The sequence below is a fragment of the Micromonospora sp. WMMB235 genome (assembly GCF_001855515.1).
GTDB classification, from domain to species: Bacteria; Actinomycetota; Actinomycetes; order Mycobacteriales; family Micromonosporaceae; genus Micromonospora; species Micromonospora aurantiaca.
The window spans coordinates 1,604,954-1,625,701 of the sequence record NZ_MDRX01000001.1 but is presented as its reverse complement, the minus strand read 5'-3'; the positions used below and the strand labels follow the sequence as shown (position 1 = coordinate 1,625,701).

Genomic DNA, 20,748 nt, shown 5'->3' with positions numbered 1-20,748 from the left:
GGCCGGGGCGGGGGCGGCGGTCAGAAGTCGTCGTCGAAGGTGACCGAGCCGGTCACCCCGACCTGGTACGCCGACACCCGGCGCTCGAAGAAGTTGGACAGCTCCTGCACGTCCTGCAACTCCATGAACGCGAACGGGTTGCCGCTGCCGTACATGGGGGCGATGCCGAGCACTGCGAGGCGCCGGTCGGCCACATGCTGGAGGTACTCGCGCATGTCGGCCAGTGACATCCCGGGCACGCCCTGCCCCAGCAGGTCCTCGGCGAAGCTCACCTCGCACTCCACCGCCTCGGCCAGCATCTCCTTCACCTGCCGCTCCATCTCGTCGTCGAACAGGTCCGGCTCCTCGGCGCGTACGGTCTCCACCACGTCGAAGGCGAACGCCATGTGCATCGACTCGTCCCGGAACACCCAGTTGGTGCCGGAGGCCAGCCCGTTGAGCAGGCCCCGGGAGCGCAGGAAGTAGACGTAGGCGAAGGCGCCGTAGAAGAACAGGCCCTCGATGCACGCGGCGAAGCAGATCAGGTTGAGCAGGAACGCCCGCCGGTCCGCGCGGGTCCGCAGCTCGCGCAGCTCGAAGATCGAGTCGATCCACCGGAAGCAGAACTCGGCCTTGCGGGCGATCGACGGGATGTTCTCCACCGCGTCGAACGCGGCGAACCGTTCCTTCTCGTCCGGCACGTACGTGTCGAGCAGGTTCAGGTAGAACTGGACGTGCACCGCCTCCTCGAACAGCTGCCGGGACAGGTAGAGCCGGCCCTCCGGGGAGTTGACGTGCTGGTAGAGGTTGAGCACCAGGTTGTTGGCGACGATGGTGTCGCCGGTGGCGAAGAACGCCACCAGCCGCGACACCAGGTGCCGCTCGGCCGGGGACAGCTTCGCCAGGTCGGCGAGGTCCGAGTGCAGGTCCACCTCCTCGACCGTCCAGGTGTTCTTGATCGCGTCCTTGAACCGGTCGAAGAAGCGCGGGTAGCGCATCGGCCGCAGGGTCAGGTCCATGCCGGGGTCGAGCAGCATGTGCCGGGTCGGTGCGGTGGTGGTCACTGGCATGCCTCGCAGCTCTCGGGGTTCTCCAGGGAACAGGCCAGCGCCTCGTCGTCGCTCACGGCGGAGACCACGCCGGAGACCGGGGCGAGCACCGGCGCGACGGTGGCCTGCTGGATGCGGGTGGCGGGACGGGAACGCAGGTAGTAGGTGGTCTTCAGCCCGGCCTTCCAGGCGTACAGGTACATCGAGGACAGCTTGCCGATGGTCGGCGCGCTCAGGAACAGGTTCAGCGACTGGGACTGGTCGACGAAGGGCGCCCGCGCGGCGGCCAGGTCGATCAGCGCCCGCTGCGGCAGCTCCCAGGCGGTGCGGAACAGCTCCCGCACCGGCGCGGGCAGCTCGGTGATGTCCTGCACCGAGCCCTCGGCCCGCTTGATCCGGTCGCGGACCTGCGGCGTCCACAGCCCGCGCGCCTTCAGCTCCCGCACCAGGTACGTGTTGACCTGGAGGAACTCCCCGGACATGGTCTCGCGCTTGAACAGGTTGGACACCTGCGGCTCCACGCACTCGTAGCAGCCGGCGATGGAGGCGATGGTGGCGGTCGGCGCGATCGCCACCAGCAGCGAGTTGCGCAGCCCGTGGGCGGCGATCCGCTCGCGCAGCGCCGCCCACCGTCCGGCCTGCGCCAGCTCCGCGCCCCACAGGTCCGGGTGCAGGTCACCCTTCGCGGCCCGGGTCTGCGGGTACGCCGGATGCGGCCCGAACCGCTCGGCCAGCCCGGCGGAGGTCTCCAGCGCGGTCAGCAGGATCTCCTCCTGCACGCGAGTGGACAGCTCCTTGGCCTGCGCCGAGTCGAACGGCAGGCGCAGCGTGAAGAACGCGTCCTGCAACCCCATCAGCCCGAGCCCGACCGGCCGCCAGCGCGGGTTCGACGCCGCCGCCTGCTCGGCCGGGTAGTAGTTGATGTCGATCACCCGGTCGAGGAACACCACGGCGGTGCGGACCGTGGCGCGCAGCCGCTCCCAGTCCACGCCGTCGGCGGTGACGTGGGCGCCGAGGTTCACCGAGCTGAGGTTGCACACCGCCGTCTCGGCGTCGTCGTTGACCTCCAGGATCTCGGTGCACAGGTTGGACAGGTGGATCACGTTGCCCGGCTCGCCGGTCTGGTTGGACAGCCGGTTCGCGGCGTCCTTGAACGTCATCCAGCCGTTGCCGGTCTGCGCGAGCGTGCGCATCATCCGCCCGTACAGGTCCCGGGCCCGGACCGTGCGGACCGCGTTCTTCTCCGCCGCCCGGTACGCGGCGTCGAACGCCTCGCCGTACAGGTCGGGCAGTTCCGGGGCGTCGGACGGGTCGACCAGCGACCACTCGCCGTCGGCCTCGACCCGGCGCATGAACTCGTCCGGGATCCAGTTGGCCAGGTTGAGGTTGTGCGTACGCCGGGACTCCTCGCCGGTGTTGTCCCGCAGCTCCAGGAACTCCTCCACGTCCGGGTGCCACGGCTCCAGGTAGACGCAGGCCGCGCCCTTGCGCCGGCCGCCCTGGTTGACCGCGGCCACCCCGGCGTCGAGCGTCTTGAGGAACGGCACGATGCCGTTGGAGCGCCCGTTGGTGCCCCGGATCAGCGCGCCCCGGCCGCGTACCCGCGACCAGGAGATGCCGATGCCGCCGGAGAACTTCGACAGCTTCGCCACCTGGTGGTACCGCTCGTAGATCGAGTCCAGCTCGTCGCGCGGCGAGTCGACCAGGAAGCACGACGACATCTGGGTGTGCCGGGTGCCGGAGTTGAACAGCGTGGGGGAGCTGGGCAGGTACGCCAGGCTGGACATCAGCCGGTAGAAGCCGACCGCCTCGCCCGGGGTGCGGGACAGCCCGCAGGCCACCCGCAGCAGCCAGTACTGCGGCGTCTCCACCACCAGCCGCGACTGCGGGTGCCGCAGCAGGTAGCGGTCGGCGACCGTACGCAGTCCGAAGTACTCGAACCGCAGGTCGCCGTCCGGGTCCACGGCGTCGTCGAGCTTGCGGGCGTGCCGGGCCACGAACGCGGCCGTCTCGTCGCCGATCAGTCCCAGCCCGTGCGCGTAGGCGATCGACTGGCTGAAGCTCGCCACGCCCTGTCCGCGGACCTCCTTGTCCACGTACGCGGCGAGCAACCGCGCCGCCAGCTTCGAGTACTGCGGCTCCTCGCCGATCAGCTCCGCCGCGGTCTGGATCGACAACCGGTCCAGCTCGGCGGTGGTCGCCCCGTCGTAGAGCCCGCTTATCGTCTTCGTGGCCACCCGCAGCGGGTCCACCTCGTCCAGGTCGGCGACCCAGCGCTCGACCGCCCGGACGATCTTGCCGACGTCCACCGGCTCGGTGTCGCCGTCCCGCTTGCGTACCCGCATCGCCGGCCGGCGGGTCTCGGACCCGCCGGTTCCGGACGGGGGACTCTCCTGCACGACAGTCATGACCTCTCCTCGCTGTCACCGTCTGGAGACGGCGGGAGACGCCAACGGGCGCGGCGCACGGCCGGCCCGGCTGCTGGCGTCGGTCGTCCCGCGCGACCTCCGGCCGCCGTACGCGGAGGCGTACGGCGCGCTGGCAGGTCTTCGGACTCGCGGGCCCGACCGGGGTCGCCGGTCGCCTACCGGCCGTCGCTTCCCAGGCCGGTGGCCCAGTGCTGTTGACGGCTGTCGTTCCCACTCACCGCTGCGGGGCAGTCCCGGATTCCCACCGGGTTCCCTCTTGCCTCGGCCCCGCCCCGGAGGGTTCGGCCGAACCAGCTGCGGCACCACCATATATGGCGGTGAGGGCTTGCGTGCAACACCAGATGTCGTGTCGGCGTGTCGGAATGATCTCACTGTCCACAGTGCCTACCCCCGATTCCGGCGCGACCCGGCGGGCGCGATACTCGGCGGTATGGGGAATACCGGACGCCGCTGGGCGTGGGTGGCGGTCCTGCTCGTCGGCGTCGGGCTTCACCTGCTGGTGCTGGAGACACTCGCCGGCACCGGGACCGTCACGTTCGTCCCGGCGCTGATCGTGCTCGGCGCGTGCGTCGCGCCCGCCACGTTCCTGGCCTTCGCCCAGGGACGGCCGGCCCGCCGCCCGGTCCCCGGCTCCGTCGTCGGCGTCGCCGCGCTCCTCGGCGGCGTGGTCGGCGTGGTCGCCGCCGGCTGGCTGGAGTACGGCACCCTGCACCGCCTCGGCGTCCTGCCGATGGCGCTCGTCGGCCTGGCCGAGGAGACCGCCAAACTGATCGTGCCGGCCGGCATCCTGCTGCTGTGGCGGCGGCACCCGTCCCCGGCGCAGGGCCTGGTGATCGGCGTGGCCTCCGGCGCCGGGTTCGCCGCGCTGGAGACCATGGGCTACGCGTTCGCCGCGTTCGTCGGGTCGGAGGGCAACCTCGGCGCGGTCGAGCGGACGCTGCTGGTACGCGGTCTCACCGCGCCCGCCGCGCACCTGGCCTGGACCGGGCTGACCGCCGCCGCGCTGTTCACGTTCGCCGCCGCGCCCGGCGGCCGGAAGCTGGCGGCGTTCCTGCTCACCTTCGCCGCCGCCGTCACGCTGCACACCTGCTGGGACACGTTCGGCACCCAGCCCGCGTACGTGTTCATCGGCGCCGTGTCGCTGGGCTGGGTGCTGCTGCGCCTGCACCTGGACCGCGAGCGGCCGCCCGCGTCCGGGACGCCGGCGGAGCCGAACCGGGACCGGCCTCATGGTCATCGCCAGTTCGCCGAGGTGGCGGGGTCGGAGCGCTTCTGATGCCGCCACCTCGGCGTGATGGAGTCGATCAACCGGCCGGGGCATTGCCGACCCCCGACCAGCCGACGCCCGCACCGCGCCCCGGTGCGTCTCAGCCGGCGGCCAGCCGGACGCCGAGCGCGACGAAGGCGACAGCGCAGAGCCGGTCGACGCGCCGTGACCAGCGGCTGTCGCCCCACCGGCTGGCGAACCGCCCGGCACCCACCCCGAGCGCCAGGTCCACGGCTAGCTGCACCGCGACGAACAGCGCCCCGAGCAGCACCAGCTGCGCCGCCACCGGGCCCGCCTCGGGCCGGACGAACTGCGGCAGGAACGCCACACTGAACAGGATCATCTTCGGGTTGAGCAGGTTCGTCAGCAGCCCGCGCCGGAACGCCCGCCCGGCGCCGCCGTCCGGCCGGTCCGCCGGTGCGCCGGGCCGGCCCGTGCCGCGCAGCGCCCGCAGGCCCAGCACGATGAGGTACGCCGCACCGGCCCACCGGATCGCGGTGAACAGCACCGGGGACGCGGCGATCAGCGTGGCGAGCCCGGCCACCACGGCGGCGACGTGCACCGCCTCCCCGGCGGCGACCCCGAGCGCGGCCACCGCGCCCGCCCGTGGGCCGTACCGGGTGGCGTTGGCGAGCACGAACATCATGTCCGGCCCCGGGGTGAGCATGAGCACCACGATGGCGGCGAGGTAACCCGCGAGCGTGGCCGCCGACAGTCCGAGCACCGGTCAGCCCTCCCCGGCGCCGTCGAGCAGCGCCCGGCGCAGCGCCAGCCGGTGTTCGCGCCGGATCTGCGCCTCCCGGTAGCGCCGCCGGTCGCCGTCGGTCTCGGCGTGCAGCGGCGGCACCGGCCGGGGCTGCCCGTCGTCGTCCACCGCTACCATCACCAGGTGCGCGGTCGCCACGTCCACCGGCGGCACCGCGCGGTCCCACCGGTCCGCGCTGACCTTCACCGCCACCTCCATCGAGCTGCGGCCGGCCCAGGTGATCCGGGCGTCCACGTGGACCACGTCCCCGACGCGTACCGCCCGCAGGAACGCGGTCTCGTCGATGGCGGCGGTGACGGCCGGGCCGTCGGAGTGGCGGGCGGCGACCACACCGGCGACCGAGTCGATCAGGTTGAGGATCCGCCCGCCGTGGACCGTGCCCATCAGGTTGGTGTGGTGCTGGTCCATGATCTGCGACAGGGTCAGGTGCGAGGCCGACGGTGGTCGGCCGGTGAGCGTGATGGTGTCGGGCACTGTGCGGTTCCGTCCTCGCAGAAGCGGACCGCCGACCGGCCGGGGTGTGCACGTCGAGGACACGCCGACGGCCCTGCGCACGACGTGTCACCCGCCCGACCCACCCGCGAGGTCGACGGCGGCGCGCACCGGTGGTACGCGCGACGCGGGCAGGTCTTCGGACTCGCGGGCGTGACACGAGGTCGCCTACTGGCCGTCGCTTCCCAGGCCGTGGCCCAGTGCTGTTGACGGCTGTCGTTCCCACTCACCGCTGCGGGGCAGTCCCGGATTCCCACCGGGTTCCCTCTTACGACACCCGGCCGTCGCCGACCGGGTGAACCAGCGCTTCCCGCAGCGTAGACCAGCGTCCGAGGCCGGCGGCACAGGCGTCAGGCCGGCGCCGATCCCGTCACAGCGGCAAGCGGCGCCGCGCCGAACGACACCGCGAACCGCTTGCACCAGATCGACACGCTGCGCAGACCGTCCAGGTCCACCGACGCCGGGATGTCGTACGCCTGGTCGCCGATGTTGCCCTTGAGTCGGCCCAGCTCGACCCAGCGGCCGTCGTCGAACACCTGCCAGCCGGCCCGGCCGGGCAGCACCTTCCGGTCGGTGAGCCACACCCGCAGATCGGGTCCGTCGGAGGTGTCCAGTCCGCGCAGGAGCAGCTGACGGCGGCCGTCGGCGAGACGGACGAGCTGCGCCCGGCCGGACGTGTCGTGCTCGTGGGTGACGAAGTCACCGGCGGCGAGCACCACGTCGGCGGGGGCCGCGCCGGTCGGTGACGGGCTGGTCGTGCCGGCCGGCGCCGGTGAGGGCTCCGCCACAGTGGGCAGCGTCTCGCGTACCTCGCGGTCGGTCACCAGCCGCCACGGCTGGAACAGGTACAGGCTCACCCCGAGACCGGTGACGGCCACGACGGCCAGCACCGACGACACCACACGTCTTCTGCCCATGCTCCGAAGGTAGGCGCGTAGCCGGCGGAAAGATCTTTCCGTCCGCTTACGGGTCGACCGCGGGCCGCCGCACCGGGACGCCGATGGGTAGCGTCTGGCCCATGGGGCGCTACGTGCTCGTCGTCGACGACGACCGGACGGTGAGCGACGTCGTCCGGCGCTACCTCGAACAGGACGGCTGCCGGGTCCGGTTGTCCTTCGACGGGCCGGACGCGCTCGCCGCGGCCGAGGAGGAGCCACCCGACCTGGTGGTCCTCGACCTGATGATGCCGGGTCTCGACGGCATCGAGGTGTGCCGGCGGCTGCGTCGCCGGCTGCCCGGCCTGCCCGTCGTCATGCTCACCGCGCTCGGGGACGAGGCCGACCGGGTCGCCGGGCTGGAGGTCGGCGCGGACGACTACGTAACCAAGCCGTTCTCGCCCCGTGAACTCGTGCTGCGCATCCGGTCGGTGCTGCGGCGCGCGGCCCCGCAGGACCGGGGACCGACAGGGGTGCTGCGCGACGGCGACCTCACCGCGGACACCGACCGGCGCGTCGCCGAGCGCGGCGGGCAGCCGCTGTCGCTGACCGTACGGGAGTTCGACCTGCTCGCGTTCCTGCTCGCGAACCCGGGACGCGCCTGGTCGCGGGCCGAGCTGCTGGACCGCGTGTGGGGCTGGCGGTTCGGCGACCAGTCCACAGTCACCGTCCACGTCCGGCGGCTGCGGGAGAAGATCGAGGACCACCCGGCGCAGCCGCGCCGCATCGTCACCGTGTGGGGCGTCGGTTACCGGTACGAGCCGTCGGAGGCGTCCCGGTGAACGAGCTGATGGTCATCGGGCTCTACGCCCTGCTCGCAGGCGCTGCGGTCGGCGCGCTCGGCGTCGGCGCGCTGCGGCTGGTGCGCCACCGGTCGATCCTCGCGCACATCGCGGTGCTGCTCGCGGTCACCATCGCCTCGGTGACGGCCGGCGTCACGGCCGTTGCCCAGGCCATGTTCCTGTCCGCGCACGACCTCCAGGTCGTCCTCGTCACGGTCGCCGCGTCCGCGGCGCTCAGCCTGGCCGTCGGGGTGGCGTTCGCCCGCCGCCTCGCCCAGGCGGCGGTCTGGGCCGACCAGGCCCGGCAGCGGGAACGGCAGCTGGAGGCGGGCCGCCGCGAGCTGGTCGCGTGGGTCTCCCACGACCTGCGTACGCCGCTGGCCGGGCTGCGGGCGATGGCGGAGGCGCTGGAGGACCGGGTGGTCGACGAGCCGGCGGCGGTGGCCGAGTACCACCGCCGGATCCGGGTCGAGACGGACCGGATGACGCGCCTGGTCGACGATCTGTTCGAGCTGTCCCGGATCACCGCCGGAGCGTTGCGGCCCGCGCTGTCCCCGGTGCCGCTCGGCGACGTGGTCTCCGACGCGATCGCCGCCACCGCGCCGCTGGCCGCCGACCGGCGGGTCCGGGTGCTCGCCCCGGAGACCGGCTGGCCGACCGTCCGGGCCGCCGAGGCCGAACTCGCCCGCGTCGTGACGAACCTGCTGGTCAACTCGGTGCGGTACACGCCACCGGACGGCACTGTCCGCATCGACGCCGGGCGGGACGACGCCGACGCGTGGCTCGCCGTCTCCGACACCTGCGGCGGCATTCCGGAGGCGGACCTGCCCCGGGTGTTCGACGTGGCGTTCCGGGGCACCCGGGCCCGTACTCCCGCACCGGCCGGCGCCGACGAGGCGGCACCGGCCGGCGGCGGGCTGGGTCTGGCGATCGTGCGCGGACTGGTCGAGGCGCACGGCGGGCGGGTGCACGCGCACAACGTGACCGGCGGGTGCCGGTTCGTGGTCCGCCTGCCGGCGGTCTGACCGGGCCGGTCAGCCGGCGTCCGGGGGACCGGTCTCCACCAGGCGTCCGTCCGCCAGGCGCAGCCAGCGGCCCACGTCGATCGCGGCGAGGAACCGCTCGTCGTGGCTGACCACCAGCAGCGCGCCCCGGTAGGCGTGCAGCGCGCTCTCCAACTGCCCGACGCTGACCAGGTCGAGGTTGTTCGTCGGCTCGTCGAGCAGCAGGAGCTGCGGGGCCGGTTCGGCGCCCAGCACGCACGCGAGCGTGGCGCGCAGCCGCTCCCCGCCGGAGAGCACCCCGACCGGAAGATGCGCGCGCGGGCCGCGGAACAGGAAGCGGGCGAGCAGGTTCATCCGCTGCGCATCAGGGGCCTGCGGCGCGAACGCGGCCAGGTTCTCCGCCACGGTACGGTCCAGGTCCAGCAGGTCCAGCCGCTGCGACAGGTACGCGATCCGGCCGTCCGCGCGGGTGATCCGGCCGCTCTCCGGCTCCAGATCGCCGTCGATCAGGCGCAGCAGCGTCGACTTGCCCGCGCCGTTGTCGCCGAGCAGGGCGATCCGCTCCGGACCGCGGATCGTCAGGTCGACACCGTCGGCGGCGAACAGCGACCGCTCACCGTGCCGGACCCGGACCCGTTCGGCGGTCAGCAGTGTGCGTCCGGCCGGGACGGTGGTGGCGGGCAGCTCCACCGTGATCGTCTTCTCGTTGCGCAGCGCCCGCTCGGCCTCGTCGAGCCGTGCCCGGGCGTCGTCGACCCGCCCGGAGTGCATCTCGTTCGCCTTGCCCGCTGCCACCTGCGCGTCCCGCTTCAAGCCGCCGGCGACGATCCTCGCCAGACCCGCGTTCTTCAGGTTCCGGGCGGCGTTGCCGGCTCGCCGGGCCGCCCGTTCGCGGGCCTCCTGCAACTCCCGCTTCTCCCGCTTGAGGTCCTGTTCGGCGCTGCGGACGTTCTTCTCCGCCACCTCCTGCGCGGCCCGCACGGCCGCCTCGTACGAGGTGAAGTCGCCGCCGTGGAAGCGCATCTCACCGCGGTCGAGTTCGGCGATGCGGTCCATCCGGTCCAGCAGAGCCCGGTCGTGACTGACCAGCAGCAGACAGCCGTGCCACTGTTCCAGCACGTCGTAGAGCCGGTGCCGGGCGCCCAGGTCGAGGTTGTTCGTCGGCTCGTCCAGCAGCAGCACGTCGGGCTGCTTGAGCAGTTGCGCCGCCAGGCCGAGGGAGACCACCTGCCCACCGCTGAGCGTGCCCAGGTGCCTGTCGAAGGCGAGGCCGCCGAGGCCGAGCCGGTCGAGTTGCGCGCGCGTGCGTTCCTCGATGTCCCAGTCGGCGCCGATGGTGGTGAAGTGCCTCTCGTCGGCGTCGCCGGCCTCGATGGCGTGCAGCGCCGCGATCAGCGGTGCGATCTCCAGGACCTCGGCCACGGTGAGGTCGGCGGCCAGCGGCAGGCTCTGCGGGAGGTAGCCCAGCACGCCGTCGACGGTCACCGACCCGGCGGCCGGGCGGTACTCGCCGGCGATCAGCTTGAGCAGCGTGCTCTTGCCGGCGCCGTTCGGCGCGACCAGTCCGGTCCGGCCGCCGCCGAGGGTGAAGGAGAGGTTCTGGAAGACCGGGGTGTCGTCCGGCCAGGAGAAGGTCAGGTTCGAGCAGACGACGAAGGAATCGGACATCAGGAAGACGACCTCGAAGATGAGGGCGGGCGGACCTCAGCCGCCCGGCGGGGGACACGGTCTCGGGGTACGACGACACGACCACGGCGCTCGCCTGCGGTCGGTCACATGTCCGGTCTCACCCGGAGATGTCGTCGTCACCCGCCATGTCTGCTCTCCCTGCCTGCCTGATCGCCACTGGATCACTCCGGTCCACCGTAGCACCGGCGGTGGTCGCCAGGCGGTCCTGCAGACGGGCGTGCCGGAACTGGTAGACCGGCCCCACCGTGCGCAGCACCGACCGGCGGTGCGCGTCGTCGAGGAACCGGAGCAGCCGCAGCGGCGCCACCCCGGTACGGCGCAGCTCGACCATGACGAGCAGGGCGCGCCAGGTCTGCGAGGACGTCACGCCGAGCAGGAAGCCGCCGACGATGCCACAGGCGATGCCACCTTCCGCCGACCCGGCGAGCCGCCCCACCAGGCCACCCAGGACACCGAGCACGGACCCGAGCCAGAGGCCGCCGCCCACCGCGGACCACAGGTCCCGCCGCCAGGACAGCCGCGACGACACCGGGTCGTCCTCGTCCGCCGAGCCGGCCATCGCCAGGTACAGGCCCAGGGAGAGGCAACCGAGAAAACCGGTCGCGGTGAAGGCGAGGAAGACCGGGAAGGCCCGGCCGGACCCGATGCCTGTGACATCGGCGCACGCGGCGACGAGGAGCCCGAAGAAGCCCAGGAACAACGCACCGGTGAGCCCGGCGCCGAGCACGCTCTCCATCCGCTGACGGCTGACGACCCGGCTCCATCTGATCCGGCGGAGCCGCAGCGGACGCCGGCCGATCAGCACGTCCCGGGACAGCTTGGCGGTGAACGTGAGCACCAGCCCGAACGCCAGCCCGGCCAGGACGCCGAACGCCGGCCCGGCGAGCAACCCCGCGCTCAGTCCGGCGCCGAGACCGGTGACGAGCACCGTCGTGACCGCGTACAGGTCCCAGGAGGTGAACGACGCCAGGTGCCACCACACCAGATCGCGGCTGCCCGCCCGGTTCATCAGGTGGGCGAGGTGACCGAGCCAGCGGGCCGCCCGCGCAGCCGTGTAGCGCGGCTCCGGTACGCCGGGCTGGACGGCGTACGCCGCGGGAAGCACCCGGTCGAGCAGGGCGTCCTCCACCGCCTCCCGGCTGTGGTAGCTGTCGAGCAGCTCCGCGGCATCGTCGTCGGTGGTCACCGTGTCCCGGAACAGGCTCAGCATCAGCGGGCTGCGCAGAGCCTGCGCGACGGGACTCTCAGGCCGGTCGCGCACCTCGTCCACCAGCCGCTGCCACCCCGGCGGCAACGGCTGGGTCCGGCTCCGGGTGACGTACGCGGCGATGTCCGCGCCGGTCAGCGGTTCCAGCTCCAGGGCGGCGGCGCCGGAGAGGTGCCGGGCGGCGGCCACCGCCTCCACCAGCTCGCGGCTGCGGGTCGTCACCACCAGCCGGAACGTGGTCTGGACGTCGAGCGCGCGCAGGGCGACCGGTCGCAGGTCCGGCGGCAGTTCGTCCAGCCCGTCCAGGAAGAGCGCCACGTGCCCGCCCGTGACGAGCCGGCGGGCCGGTTCGAGCCCGCCGAGGACATCGTGATCGGCGGCCAGCCGGGCGGCCAGCCAGTCGGCGACCGGTTGCCGGCGTGGATCCCAGCCGGACACGGTCAGCAGCACCGGCACGGGTACCCGTGCGCGTTCCTGCTCCGGCAGGCGCTGCCGGTGCTCCAGCGCGTCGATCAGCAGCAGGACGACCGCTGCCGACTTGCCCGCCCCGGGCCGGCCGAGCAGCAGGAGGCGGCCGGAGCCCAGGCCCGCGTACACCCGGAACAGGTCGTGCAGGTCGCCGTGGGCGAGGTCGGCCGCCCGCACCGGCGGGACGGCCGGCAGGGGCGGGAACCGGACCAGGTCGCCCTCGGTCGCGGCGGCGTCCACCGGCCCGGTGACCGGCCGGTCCGACCACCGCCAGTGGACCCGGATCGGAACCGGCGCCCACAGCCCGCGCTCGGTCGCCGCGCGGCTCCACTGCGCGAGGACGGCGGCGGCCAGCTCGTCGGCCGCCCGCTGCGCCTCGGGGCCGGGACGGCGTGCGCCCCGGTGGTTGCGCCGCCACAGCCAGCCCAGGATCGGCCCGCCGGCCGCCAGGACGGCGAGGATCGACTGCAGCAGGGTGAGCTGCCGGTCGGTGGCGTTCGGCAGCCAGGCGACCGACGCGCCGAGCCCGGCCGCGACGAGCATCGCCAGCACCGACCAGACCCCCCGTCGCATCCCGGTAGTGTGCCAGCCGGCCGGCTGTCCACACAGGCCCGTCCGTCGAGCCGGGAGTGTTCCGGCCCTATGCTCCTGGCCATGTCCCAGGTGAGTGCGAGCCGCTGGTTCGGGCCGGCCGGGTCCTCGACCGGCGACGCCCAGGTGTTCGTCTTCCCGTACGCCGGTGGCGTCGCCGCCTCCTTCGCGCAGTGGCAGGAACTGGCCGCGCCGGAGCTGTCGGTGCAGGTCGCGCTGATGCCGGGCCGGGGCGCCCGGCTGCACGAGCCACCCGTGGACGACCTCGCGGAGCTGGTGGACGCGCTGGCGGCAGCCGTCGCCGAGCGGGCGTCCGGGCCGTTCCTGCTGTTCGGCCACAGCCTGGGGGCGCTGGTGGCGTTCGAGGTGACCCGGGAGCTGCGCCGCCGGGGCGCGCCCGCGCCGCTGGCGTTGCTGGTCGGCGGCGCGGAGGCGCCGCAGACCCGGCTGGTGCGGCGGCGCGTGCACGACCTCGACGACGCCGGTCTGATCGAGGCGCTGCGCGACTTCGGGGCCACGCCGGCCGCGCTGCTGGCCGACCGCGACCTGATGGAGCTGATCCTGCCCGGGGTACGCGCCGACTTCGCGCTGTCCGAGCGGTACGCCTACCGTCCGGAGCCGCCGCTGGAGGTGCCGGTGCACGTGCTGCTCGGCGACGGGGACGAGCACGTGGACCGGGACCGGGCCGCAGGGTGGGCCCGGGAATGTGTCACCGAGCCGCGATGGCACGTGTTTCCCGGCGGGCATTTCTTCCTTACCGACCATCTGCCGGAAATCATCGACCTAATGCGACACGTCGTCGCCAGTCACACCCCTGTGGCGGAATAGGCGACAAAGAACGGGTAAGGACTCGTACCCGTACCGAACCTTCCACAATGTCCGGTATTCGACCTGGTGAACGGCCGAGAAGCGGTGTTAAAGTTCGCCATCCGTTCGCCGAAGGGACGTCGCTGACGAGGCGGCATACTGTCGCGTGCGCCGAGGTGTTCATGAGCCGGCCGTACCTTCCGTCCCTGGTCCTGCGCGATTACCTGCACACCGTGGCGACCCTCCACCCGCAACTGCGCGAGCTGCTCGACTTTGGCCGCCCCGGCGCGGACGAGGCCCTCGCGGAACTGGCCGGCACGGTCAGCGAGTTCGACACCGACTCCACCGGCCGGGGCGATTCCTATCGCCGGGCGCAGCGGGACACGCTCGTCCGCTGGACCGGCATGCGGCGGCTGCTGGACCTCGCCACCCCGGACGCCGCCGCCCCGGTCACGCTCATCCTCGACGTGCTCGGCGGCGACGGCACAGTGGCCCGCGCCGCGAGCAGCCAGTCCGCCTGCTTCGAGTCCAAACTGGCGTTCATCACCGGCGACCTGTCCGGCCACATGGTCGACAAGGCGCTGGCCCACGGCCTGCCCGCCGTCCGCCAGGCCGCGCACTTCCTGTTCCTGCGCGACGCCGGCGTGGACGCGGTGCTGCTGGCGTACGGCACGCACCACATCCCGGCGGCCCGGCGGCCGCAGGCGGTGGCGGAGGCGGCCCGGGTGGTCCGCCCCGGCGGCCGGATCGTGCTGCACGACTTCGACGAGTCCAGCCCGATGGCCGGGTTCTTCGGCGAGGTGGTGCACCCGCACGCCGCCGGCGGCCACGACTACCGGCACTTCAGCCGCGCCGAGCTGACCGGCCTGTTCACCGCGGCCGGGCTGCCGGTACGCGTCGTCGACCTGTACGACCCGCTGATCGTGCGCGCCGACAGCGCCGAGTCCGCCTCCGCGGGCATGCGCGACTACGTCGGCGACATGTACGGCGTGCGCGACTACTTCGCGACGCTCACCGACGACGAGGTGTGGCAGCTGCTGACCCGCCACTTCGACCACACCGGCTACCTGGCCGGGATCGGCCGCGACGACGTGCCGGCCCGTCCGCTGGTCTACCGGGCCGACGGGCAGTTCGTGGCCGAGGTGCCCCGGATGGCGATCGTCGCGGTCGCGACGAGGACGCAGGTAGCGCCGTGACCGGCCCGCGCTACCTGACCGACCTGGTGCACCGGCCCGCCGGCGCCGACGGCGACCGGCCCGCGATCGTCGGCCCGGACGGCGAGCTGAGCTACACCGCGTTGTGGGAGCGGGTCGGCGCGACGGCCGACCTGCTGCGCCGCGCCCGCGTGCGGCCGGGTGACCTGGTGGGCCTGTACCTGCACCGGTCCGCCGACTACGTGACAGCGTTGCTGGCGACGCTCGCGGTGGGCGCGGTGGCGGTCCCGATCGACCCCGAGCTGCCCTCCGGCCGGGCCGAGCAGATGCTCACGGCGGCCGCGCCCCGGCTCGTCCTGTACGCCGACCGTCCGCCCGCCGTCGCCGCGCCCGCGTCCACCGGGTGGCGGGACGTGCGTACCGCGCGGGCCGGGTCGCCGGCCGACCTGACCGATCGCATCGGCTGGCTGCCGCCGGGTGAGCACGCCGCACTCGTGCTGTTCACCTCCGGCTCCACCGGCCGGCCGAAGGGCGTCGTGCTGCACCACGCCGGGCTGGTCAACCGGCTGGCCTGGGGCCACGACCGGTTCGGGTTCACCGCCGACGACCGGGTGCTGCACAAGGCGTCGATCGGTTTCGACGCGTCGGTGCACGAGATCCTCTCGCCGCTGATCGCGGGCGGCGCCGTGGTCGTCGCCGGGCCGGGCCTGCAGTTCGACAGCCTCGGGCTGGTCCGGCTGATCCAGCGGGAGGCGGTCACCACCGCGCACTTCGTACCGACCATGTTGCGGCACGTGCTCGACGAGCCGGAGTTCGCCGGCTGCGTCACGCTGCGGCGGGTGCTGTGCGGCGGCGAGGCGCTGGACATGCGGCTGGTCCGGCGGCTGCGCGAGCTGCTGCCGTGCGGGCTGTTCAACGGGTACGGCCCGAGCGAGACCTCGATCAACGTGTCCTACTGGGACTGCGCCGAGCCGTACGCGGGCAGCATCGCCCCGATCGGCCGGATCATCGACGGCGTCACCGCCCACGTGCTCGACGACGACCTGCGCCCGGTGCCCGAGGGCGGGACCGGCGAGCTGTGGATCGGCGGGGTCGCGGTCGGGCTCGGCTACCTGCGCGACGACGAGCGGACGGCGGAGCGCTTCCGTCCCGATCCGGCGCGGCCGGGCGCGCGGCTCTACCGCACCGGTGACCTGGTGCGGATCGCGCCGCAGGGCTTCCTGGAGTTCCGCGGCCGGGCCGACGACCAGGTCAAGATCCGGGGGGTCCGGGTGGAGCCGGGCGAGGTGGCAGCCGTGCTGCGCGAGCATCCGGCAGTGCACGACGCGGTGGTGGTGACAGTCCCCGACGCCGAGGACGGCCCACGCCTGGTCGGGTACGTGGTGCCGCAGCCCCGGCAGGCCCCGGCGGCCGGCGGGCTGCCGCGGTTCCCGCTTCCGAACGGCATGGCGGTCACGGCGGCGTCGCCGGACGAGGCGGTCTTCCTCTACCGGCAGATCTTCGACCAGGCCGAGTACGCCCGTTTCGGCGTCCGCGTCGGCGACGGCGCCGTGGTCCTCGACGTCGGCGCCAACATCGGCCTGTTCTCGCTCTGGGCGTCCCGGCAGGCGCGCGACGTGCGGCTGGTGGCGGTCGAACCGAACCCGGACACGTTGCCGTACCTGCGCGCCAACCTCGGCCTCTACGCCGGGTCCGCGTCGGTCGTCGAGGCCGCCGTGACCGACGCGGCGGGCACCGCCGAGCTGACCTCGTTCCCCGAGCTGAGCTACCTGTCCGGCCTCGGCGCCGACCGGGCCGGCGCCGCCTCCGACCTGGTCCGGTCGCACTACCGCCACGGCGGCGGCGACGCCGACGAGACCGAACAGGCAGCGCTCCTCGCGGACGCCCGCCGCCGCCTCGCCCCGGTGGCGCACGTGGTGCCGACTGTGACGCTGTCGGACCTGCTGGACCGCTTCGGGCTGGACCGCGTCGACCTGCTGAAGATCAACACCGAGGGTGCCGAGCTGAGCGTGCTGCGCGGGCTGCGCCCCGAGCACTGGCCCCGCATCCGCCAGGTCTGCCTGGAGGTCGAGCGCAGCAGCGTGACCACCCCGCGGGTGCGCGAGCTGCTGTGCGCTGCCGGGTTCGAGGTGCACGACATCGGCGACTGGAACGTCGGCGCGGACGCCGACGTCAGCTACGTCTACGCCGTACGGCCGCAGGACCCGCCACCCGCGGCGACGCCCCGGGACGAGCCCGCCGACCACCTGCTGACCACCGGGCTGCTCCAGGGCTACCTGGCCTCGGCGCTGCCGCCCGCGATGCGCCCGGACCAGATCGTCCTGGTCGACCGGCTGCCCCGCCTGCCCAACGGCAAGGTCGCACGGCTGGAGCTGCCACCGCCACCGCCCCGGCCCACCGGGCCTGCTGCGGAACCCGGCGGCGGCGCCCTCACCGACCGGTTGCGCGAGGCGTGGCGGGCCACGCTCGGCGTCGACGCGGTGCACGACGACGACACGTTCGTCGCGCTCGGCGGGCACTCGCTGACCGCGCTGCGGATGGCGCTGCGGGTACGGGAGATGGCCGGGCTGGAGGTGTCCCCGGCGAGCTGTCTGCGCGCCGGGTCGTTCGCCGACTGGGTCGACCGGGTCACGGAGGCGGGACGCGATGTCAGCCCGGTCCGCTGACGCGCGGCACGTCGTCGTGGTGGGCGCCGGCCGGCTGGCCCGCTCGCTGTGCCACGCCCTGGCCGCGACGCCCACCCCGGCGCCGCTGCGCGTGACGGTCCTGGCCCGCGACCCGGACGCGGCGCACGCGCTCGCCCGCGCCGCGCGGGTGCGCGCCACAGTCGCCGGAACCCCCGTCGCCGTCACCGCCCGGCCGTTCACCGCCGAACCCGGCGCCGGCCCGGGGGAGGGGTACGCCGCCGACGCCGCCTCGATGGCCCGGCTCCGGCCCGACGTGCTGGTCTGCGCCGCGTCCGCGCAGTCGCCGTACGAGCGGGCGGCGGCGCCGTCGGCCTGGACGGACCTGATCGCCGCGGCCGGCTTCGGGGTGACGCTGGCGTTGCAGGCCGAACTGGTGTCCCGGCTGGCCGCCGCGCTGGCCGGCGGCGCGCCCGGCGCCACGCTCGTCAACGGCGCGTTCCCGGACGCGGTCAACCCGCTGCTCGCCGCGCTGGACCTGCCGGTGCGCTGCGGCATCGGCAACGTGGCGACGCTCGCCGCGTGCCTGGACGCCGCGCTCGGCCGTCCCGGCCAGCGCCGGCTGGCGGTGCTCGGCCACCACGCCCACCTCGCCGCGCCCGGCCCGGACGACGAGGACACCGCCGAGGTACGCGCCTGGCTGGACGGTCGGCCCGTCCCGGACGTCACCGGGCTGCTCGCTGGCTACCGCGCGCTGCCCCGGCCGGAGCTGAACGCGCTCGCCGGGCACGCCGGGGCCGCGCTGGTGGCGGCGCTCGCCGCCGGTGACGAGGTGACGGCGAGCCTGCCCGGCCCGCTGGGACTGCCGGGCGGCTATCCGGTTCGGCTCACCGGCGGCCGGACCGAGCTGCGGCTGCCGGCCGAGCTGCCGGTGGCGCAGGCGGTCGCCTGGAACACCGCCGCCGGGCGCCGCGACGGCGTCGAGGTCGGCGGCGGCCACGTCCGCTACCCGGAGCGCGCCCGGGCGGCGCTGGCGGCGTACCGGCCGGACCTGGCCGGCGGCTGGCACGCGAGCGAGCTGCCCGAGATCGCCTGCCGGTTCACCGCCCTGCGTGACCATCTGCGAACGGTGCCGCCGGCGCCGGCCCGGAGTGTGTTGGAGGAAGCCCGATGACCGTGACCACCCCGGCCACCCGCAACATGATCACCGACTACTACGACGTCATCGCGTCGGCGGTGCGCCGGTGCGGCGCGGTCCCCGGCGACGCGCCCGGCACGCCCGGCTTCGCGCCCGGCTTCGACCTGCCCGAGCTGACCCTCGCGGTACGCGAGTTCTACGCCGCCGCCACGGTCAGCTGGTCCCCGCTGGGCCACTACGGCGGGCACGACCTGACGATGCTCGACCTGACCGCCAACCCGGGCACCCGGACCACGAAGACGTTCGCCTCGATGGTGATCGTCGCCCGCGCGGTGGAGCACATCCGGCGTACCGGCGAGCGGCTGTGCATCGTCACCCCGACCTCCGGCAACAAGGGCGTGGCGCTGCGTGACTCGGTGGCCCGCGCGTACGCGGCCGGGCTGGTGACCCCGGAGCAGCTGTCCATCGTGGTGCTGGCCCCGGCGGCGACCCGGCACAAGTTCCGCCACGACGCGCTCGCCGCCGATCCCGCGACCCGTGCGGTCAACCCGCTGCTGCGGTACACCGGCGCGGACCCGGAGGGCGTGAAGGCGCTCGGCCGCGCGTTCGTCGACGAGTACGCCGCAACCGCGTACGACAAGCACGGCGTCACCCTCTGGTACACCCTCGACCTGCGCAACTACCTGGTCGCCGACGCCGCCCGGGCCGCGTTCGAGGCCGACGTGTCGCCGGCCACCGGTTCCCGCTGGCACGCGCACGCCGTGTCCAGCGCGTTCGGCCTGCTCGGCTACAACCTGGGCCGCGACGTGCTGGAGGCGACCGGCGACGCCGACCCGGCCGCCCGGCCCGGTTTCCTGCTCGTGCAGCATCTCGGCACGCCGGACATGGTGCTCAACCTGCGCCACGGCTCGTTCGAGCGGGACCACCGCCCGGCGTACACGCTCGACGAGAGCCGGGGCGTCTGGACGCAGGACGCCGACCTGCGCTTCCCGGCCGTCACCGACGACCCGGCCGAGGTGCTCGACCCGACGTTCTACACCCACCGCCCGGTGACCTCCCCGGCCATGAACGCGCTCGTGCGGCGGCACGGCGGCGACGGCATCGTGGTGTCGCGGCGCGAGTGCGTCCGGCGCTACCCGGTCGCCCGGCAGTGGCTCGCCGACGCCGGCCTGACGCTGCCCGAGGACCCGGCCCGGCTGCGGGAGTGGTCGATCCTGATGGCGCTGACCGGCGTCTGCAACGCCGTCGACCGGGGCCTGGTGCCGGCCGGGCACGAGATCGTGGTGCACGGCACCGGCAGCTACTGCGACGACTTCCGGATCGCCGAGCCCGACGCCGAGGTGTCCACGCTCGCCGACGTGGTCGCCGCCGTCCTGGACCAGCGGTGAGCCCGTCCCCGCAGCCGCTCGGCCCGCCGCCGCGGCTCGCCGCCCGGGCGCAGGCCGCGGGCGTCGACCCGGCCGCCGTCGTCCTCACCGCCACGGCCCTGGTGGTACGCCGGTACACCGGATCCCCTGTGGTGACGCTGCGGCACGGCGACGACCCGGTGACGCTCGACCTGACCGCCGACGCGCCGATCCGGGAGTTGTGCCGCTCGCTGTGCCCGGCGCCGCCGGACCAACCGGTCGACGCCACCGTCGAGGTGAGCGCCGACCTGGCCGGCGTCACCGTGTCCGGGCTGCCCGCCGCGTACGCCGACGACCTCCGCGCCGACCTGGCCGAGTTCCTGTCCACGCTGGACCCGGACGCCTCGTCGGCGGGGGTGCTGCCGTCGGCTCGGTACGAGCGGCGTCCGGCGCCGGACCTCTGGCGGCTGCACGGCGGTGACGGCACCGAGGCCGATCGGGTACGCGGCGACACCATCCCGGCCGCGTTCGCCGCGGCGGTGCGGGCGTACCCGGAACGGCCGGCGGTGCTCGCCGACGACGCGACTGTGACCTACCGGGAACTCGGCGCGGCAGTCGCCGCGACCGCCGAAGCGCTGGCCGGGCCGGGTGACGTCACGGCGCCGGTGGCGGTGCTGTGCCGCCACGGCGTCGCCACGATCACCGGCATCCTGGCGGCGCTGGCGTCGGGGTCGCCGTACGTGCCGCTGGACCCGGCGTACCCGGCGGCCCGCCTGGCCGCGATGCTGCGCGACGCAGGCGTCCGGGCGATCGTCGCGGACCCCGGCCACGAAGGGCGGGCCGCCGCGCTCGCGGCCGACGCCGGGCTGGAGCTGCCTGTCGTGTCGTTGCGCCGGGGCGAACCCGGCGTGCCGGTGCCGTCCGGGCCCGCGCGCCCGGACGACCCGGCGTACGTGCTCTACACCTCCGGGTCCACCGGGAAGCCGAAGGGCGTGGTGCAGAGCCACCGCAACGTGCTGTT

Annotated in this window: 16 protein-coding genes and 2 riboswitches (1 of these 18 running past the window's edge); of the genes, 9 read left to right on the top strand and 7 right to left on the bottom strand. The window is 74.1% G+C overall.

Annotated elements, in window-relative coordinates:
* Positions 1-20: 20 nt before the first annotated feature.
* Both BFV98_RS07065 and BFV98_RS07060 read right to left on the bottom strand, forming a co-directional pair.
* Positions 21-1,049, bottom strand: coding sequence for a ribonucleotide-diphosphate reductase subunit beta (locus BFV98_RS07065; protein WP_013285788.1), 1,029 nt, complete (start codon positions 1,047-1,049; stop codon positions 21-23).
* A complete protein-coding gene (locus tag BFV98_RS07060; protein WP_071095511.1) occupies positions 1,040-3,436 on the bottom strand; it encodes a ribonucleoside-diphosphate reductase subunit alpha in 2,397 nt (798 codons plus the stop codon). Before BFV98_RS07060 ends, BFV98_RS07065 begins: the two co-directional genes overlap by 10 nt.
* Positions 3,437-3,550: 114 nt before the next feature.
* Positions 3,551-3,767, bottom strand: a riboswitch (cobalamin riboswitch).
* Positions 3,768-3,887: 120 nt separating this feature from the next.
* Here BFV98_RS07060 and BFV98_RS07055 point away from each other — a divergent pair.
* Positions 3,888-4,733, top strand: coding sequence for a PrsW family glutamic-type intramembrane protease (locus BFV98_RS07055; protein ID WP_071095509.1), 846 nt, complete (start codon positions 3,888-3,890; stop codon positions 4,731-4,733).
* 91 nt (positions 4,734-4,824) lie between these two features.
* Here BFV98_RS07055 and BFV98_RS07050 read toward each other — a convergent pair whose 3' ends face one another.
* The 3 genes from BFV98_RS07050 to BFV98_RS07040 all read right to left on the bottom strand — a co-directional run bounded on the left by BFV98_RS07050 (position 4,825) and on the right by BFV98_RS07040 (position 6,899).
* The gene (locus BFV98_RS07050; RefSeq protein ID WP_071095507.1) at positions 4,825-5,448 is read right to left on the bottom strand and encodes a LysE family translocator; all 624 of its coding nucleotides are present in this window, start codon (positions 5,446-5,448) and stop codon (positions 4,825-4,827) included.
* A 3-nt stretch (positions 5,449-5,451) separates the two neighbouring features.
* Positions 5,452-5,964 (bottom strand): acyl-CoA thioesterase, encoded by a 513-nt coding sequence (locus BFV98_RS07045; RefSeq protein WP_030268885.1) that lies wholly within the window; start codon positions 5,962-5,964, stop codon positions 5,452-5,454.
* Between the two features lie 130 nt (positions 5,965-6,094).
* Positions 6,095-6,302, bottom strand: a riboswitch (cobalamin riboswitch).
* Positions 6,303-6,332: 30 nt separating this feature from the next.
* The gene (locus BFV98_RS07040) at positions 6,333-6,899 is read right to left on the bottom strand and encodes a DM13 domain-containing protein (protein ID WP_071095505.1); all 567 of its coding nucleotides are present in this window, start codon (positions 6,897-6,899) and stop codon (positions 6,333-6,335) included.
* A gap of 101 nt (positions 6,900-7,000) precedes the next feature.
* Between BFV98_RS07040 and BFV98_RS07035 the strand changes: the two genes are divergently transcribed.
* Positions 7,001-7,699, top strand: coding sequence for a response regulator transcription factor (locus tag BFV98_RS07035; protein ID WP_030268889.1), 699 nt, complete (start codon positions 7,001-7,003; stop codon positions 7,697-7,699).
* A gap of 8 nt (positions 7,700-7,707) precedes the next feature.
* Positions 7,708-8,724 carry a sensor histidine kinase KdpD gene (locus tag BFV98_RS07030; RefSeq protein ID WP_162881604.1) on the top strand — a complete coding sequence of 339 codons (1,017 nt, stop codon included), beginning with the start codon at positions 7,708-7,710 and terminating at the stop codon, positions 8,722-8,724.
* 9 nt (positions 8,725-8,733) lie between these two features.
* Here BFV98_RS07030 and BFV98_RS07025 read toward each other — a convergent pair whose 3' ends face one another.
* Both BFV98_RS07025 and BFV98_RS07020 read right to left on the bottom strand, forming a co-directional pair.
* On the bottom strand, positions 8,734-10,371 hold the full coding sequence (locus BFV98_RS07025; protein WP_030268892.1) for an ABC-F family ATP-binding cassette domain-containing protein: 1,638 nt from the start codon (positions 10,369-10,371) through the stop codon (positions 8,734-8,736).
* A 118-nt stretch (positions 10,372-10,489) separates the two neighbouring features.
* On the bottom strand, positions 10,490-12,640 hold the full coding sequence (locus BFV98_RS07020; protein ID WP_071095503.1) for a hypothetical protein: 2,151 nt from the start codon (positions 12,638-12,640) through the stop codon (positions 10,490-10,492).
* Positions 12,641-12,721: 81 nt separating this feature from the next.
* On the opposite strand from BFV98_RS07020, the gene BFV98_RS07015 reads away from it, so the two are divergent.
* The 6 genes from BFV98_RS07015 to BFV98_RS06990 all read left to right on the top strand — a co-directional run.
* Positions 12,722-13,486, top strand: coding sequence for a thioesterase II family protein (locus BFV98_RS07015; protein ID WP_255368039.1), 765 nt, complete (start codon positions 12,722-12,724; stop codon positions 13,484-13,486).
* Positions 13,487-13,647: 161 nt separating this feature from the next.
* Positions 13,648-14,661, top strand: coding sequence for a class I SAM-dependent methyltransferase (locus BFV98_RS07010; protein WP_071098781.1), 1,014 nt, complete (start codon positions 13,648-13,650; stop codon positions 14,659-14,661).
* Positions 14,658-17,285: an amino acid adenylation domain-containing protein gene (locus BFV98_RS07005; protein ID WP_071095499.1), complete on the top strand. Its 2,628-nt coding sequence runs from the start codon at positions 14,658-14,660 to the stop codon at positions 17,283-17,285. The genes BFV98_RS07010 and BFV98_RS07005 overlap by 4 nt, the downstream gene beginning before the upstream one ends.
* Positions 17,266-18,417 (top strand): potassium transporter TrkA, encoded by a 1,152-nt coding sequence (locus BFV98_RS07000; RefSeq protein WP_071095491.1) that lies wholly within the window; start codon positions 17,266-17,268, stop codon positions 18,415-18,417. The genes BFV98_RS07005 and BFV98_RS07000 overlap by 20 nt, the downstream gene beginning before the upstream one ends.
* Positions 18,414-19,769, top strand: a complete 1,356-nt coding sequence (locus BFV98_RS06995; RefSeq protein ID WP_071095489.1) for a DUF6002 family protein — start codon at positions 18,414-18,416, stop codon at positions 19,767-19,769. Before BFV98_RS07000 ends, BFV98_RS06995 begins: the two co-directional genes overlap by 4 nt.
* A protein-coding gene (locus BFV98_RS06990; RefSeq protein ID WP_071095487.1) for a non-ribosomal peptide synthetase crosses the window boundary here: on the top strand, positions 19,766-20,748 show its 5' end (the start). The gene runs 1,381 nt beyond the window's last position; the window shows 983 of its 2,364 coding nt (coding positions 1-983); the start codon lies at positions 19,766-19,768; its stop codon lies beyond the right edge, outside the window. The genes BFV98_RS06995 and BFV98_RS06990 overlap by 4 nt, the downstream gene beginning before the upstream one ends.

Coding starts and splice junctions, on each gene's coding strand:
- BFV98_RS07055 (WP_071095509.1), top strand. CDS start 3,888: ATGGGGAATACCGGACGCCGCTGGGCGTGGGTGGCGGTCCTGCTCGTC.
- BFV98_RS07035 (WP_030268889.1), top strand. CDS start 7,001: ATGGGGCGCTACGTGCTCGTCGTCGACGACGACCGGACGGTGAGCGAC.
- BFV98_RS07000 (WP_071095491.1), top strand. CDS start 17,266: ATGTCAGCCCGGTCCGCTGACGCGCGGCACGTCGTCGTGGTGGGCGCC.
- BFV98_RS07040 (WP_071095505.1), bottom strand. CDS start 6,899: ATGGGCAGAAGACGTGTGGTGTCGTCGGTGCTGGCCGTCGTGGCCGTC.
- BFV98_RS07020 (WP_071095503.1), bottom strand. CDS start 12,640: ATGCGACGGGGGGTCTGGTCGGTGCTGGCGATGCTCGTCGCGGCCGGG.
- BFV98_RS06995 (WP_071095489.1), top strand. CDS start 18,414: ATGACCGTGACCACCCCGGCCACCCGCAACATGATCACCGACTACTAC.
- BFV98_RS07060 (WP_071095511.1), bottom strand. CDS start 3,436: ATGACTGTCGTGCAGGAGAGTCCCCCGTCCGGAACCGGCGGGTCCGAG.
- BFV98_RS07025 (WP_030268892.1), bottom strand. CDS start 10,371: ATGTCCGATTCCTTCGTCGTCTGCTCGAACCTGACCTTCTCCTGGCCG.
- BFV98_RS07030 (WP_162881604.1), top strand. CDS start 7,708: ATGGTCATCGGGCTCTACGCCCTGCTCGCAGGCGCTGCGGTCGGCGCG.
- BFV98_RS07065 (WP_013285788.1), bottom strand. CDS start 1,049: ATGCCAGTGACCACCACCGCACCGACCCGGCACATGCTGCTCGACCCC.
- BFV98_RS07010 (WP_071098781.1), top strand. CDS start 13,648: ATGAGCCGGCCGTACCTTCCGTCCCTGGTCCTGCGCGATTACCTGCAC.
- BFV98_RS07015 (WP_255368039.1), top strand. CDS start 12,722: ATGTCCCAGGTGAGTGCGAGCCGCTGGTTCGGGCCGGCCGGGTCCTCG.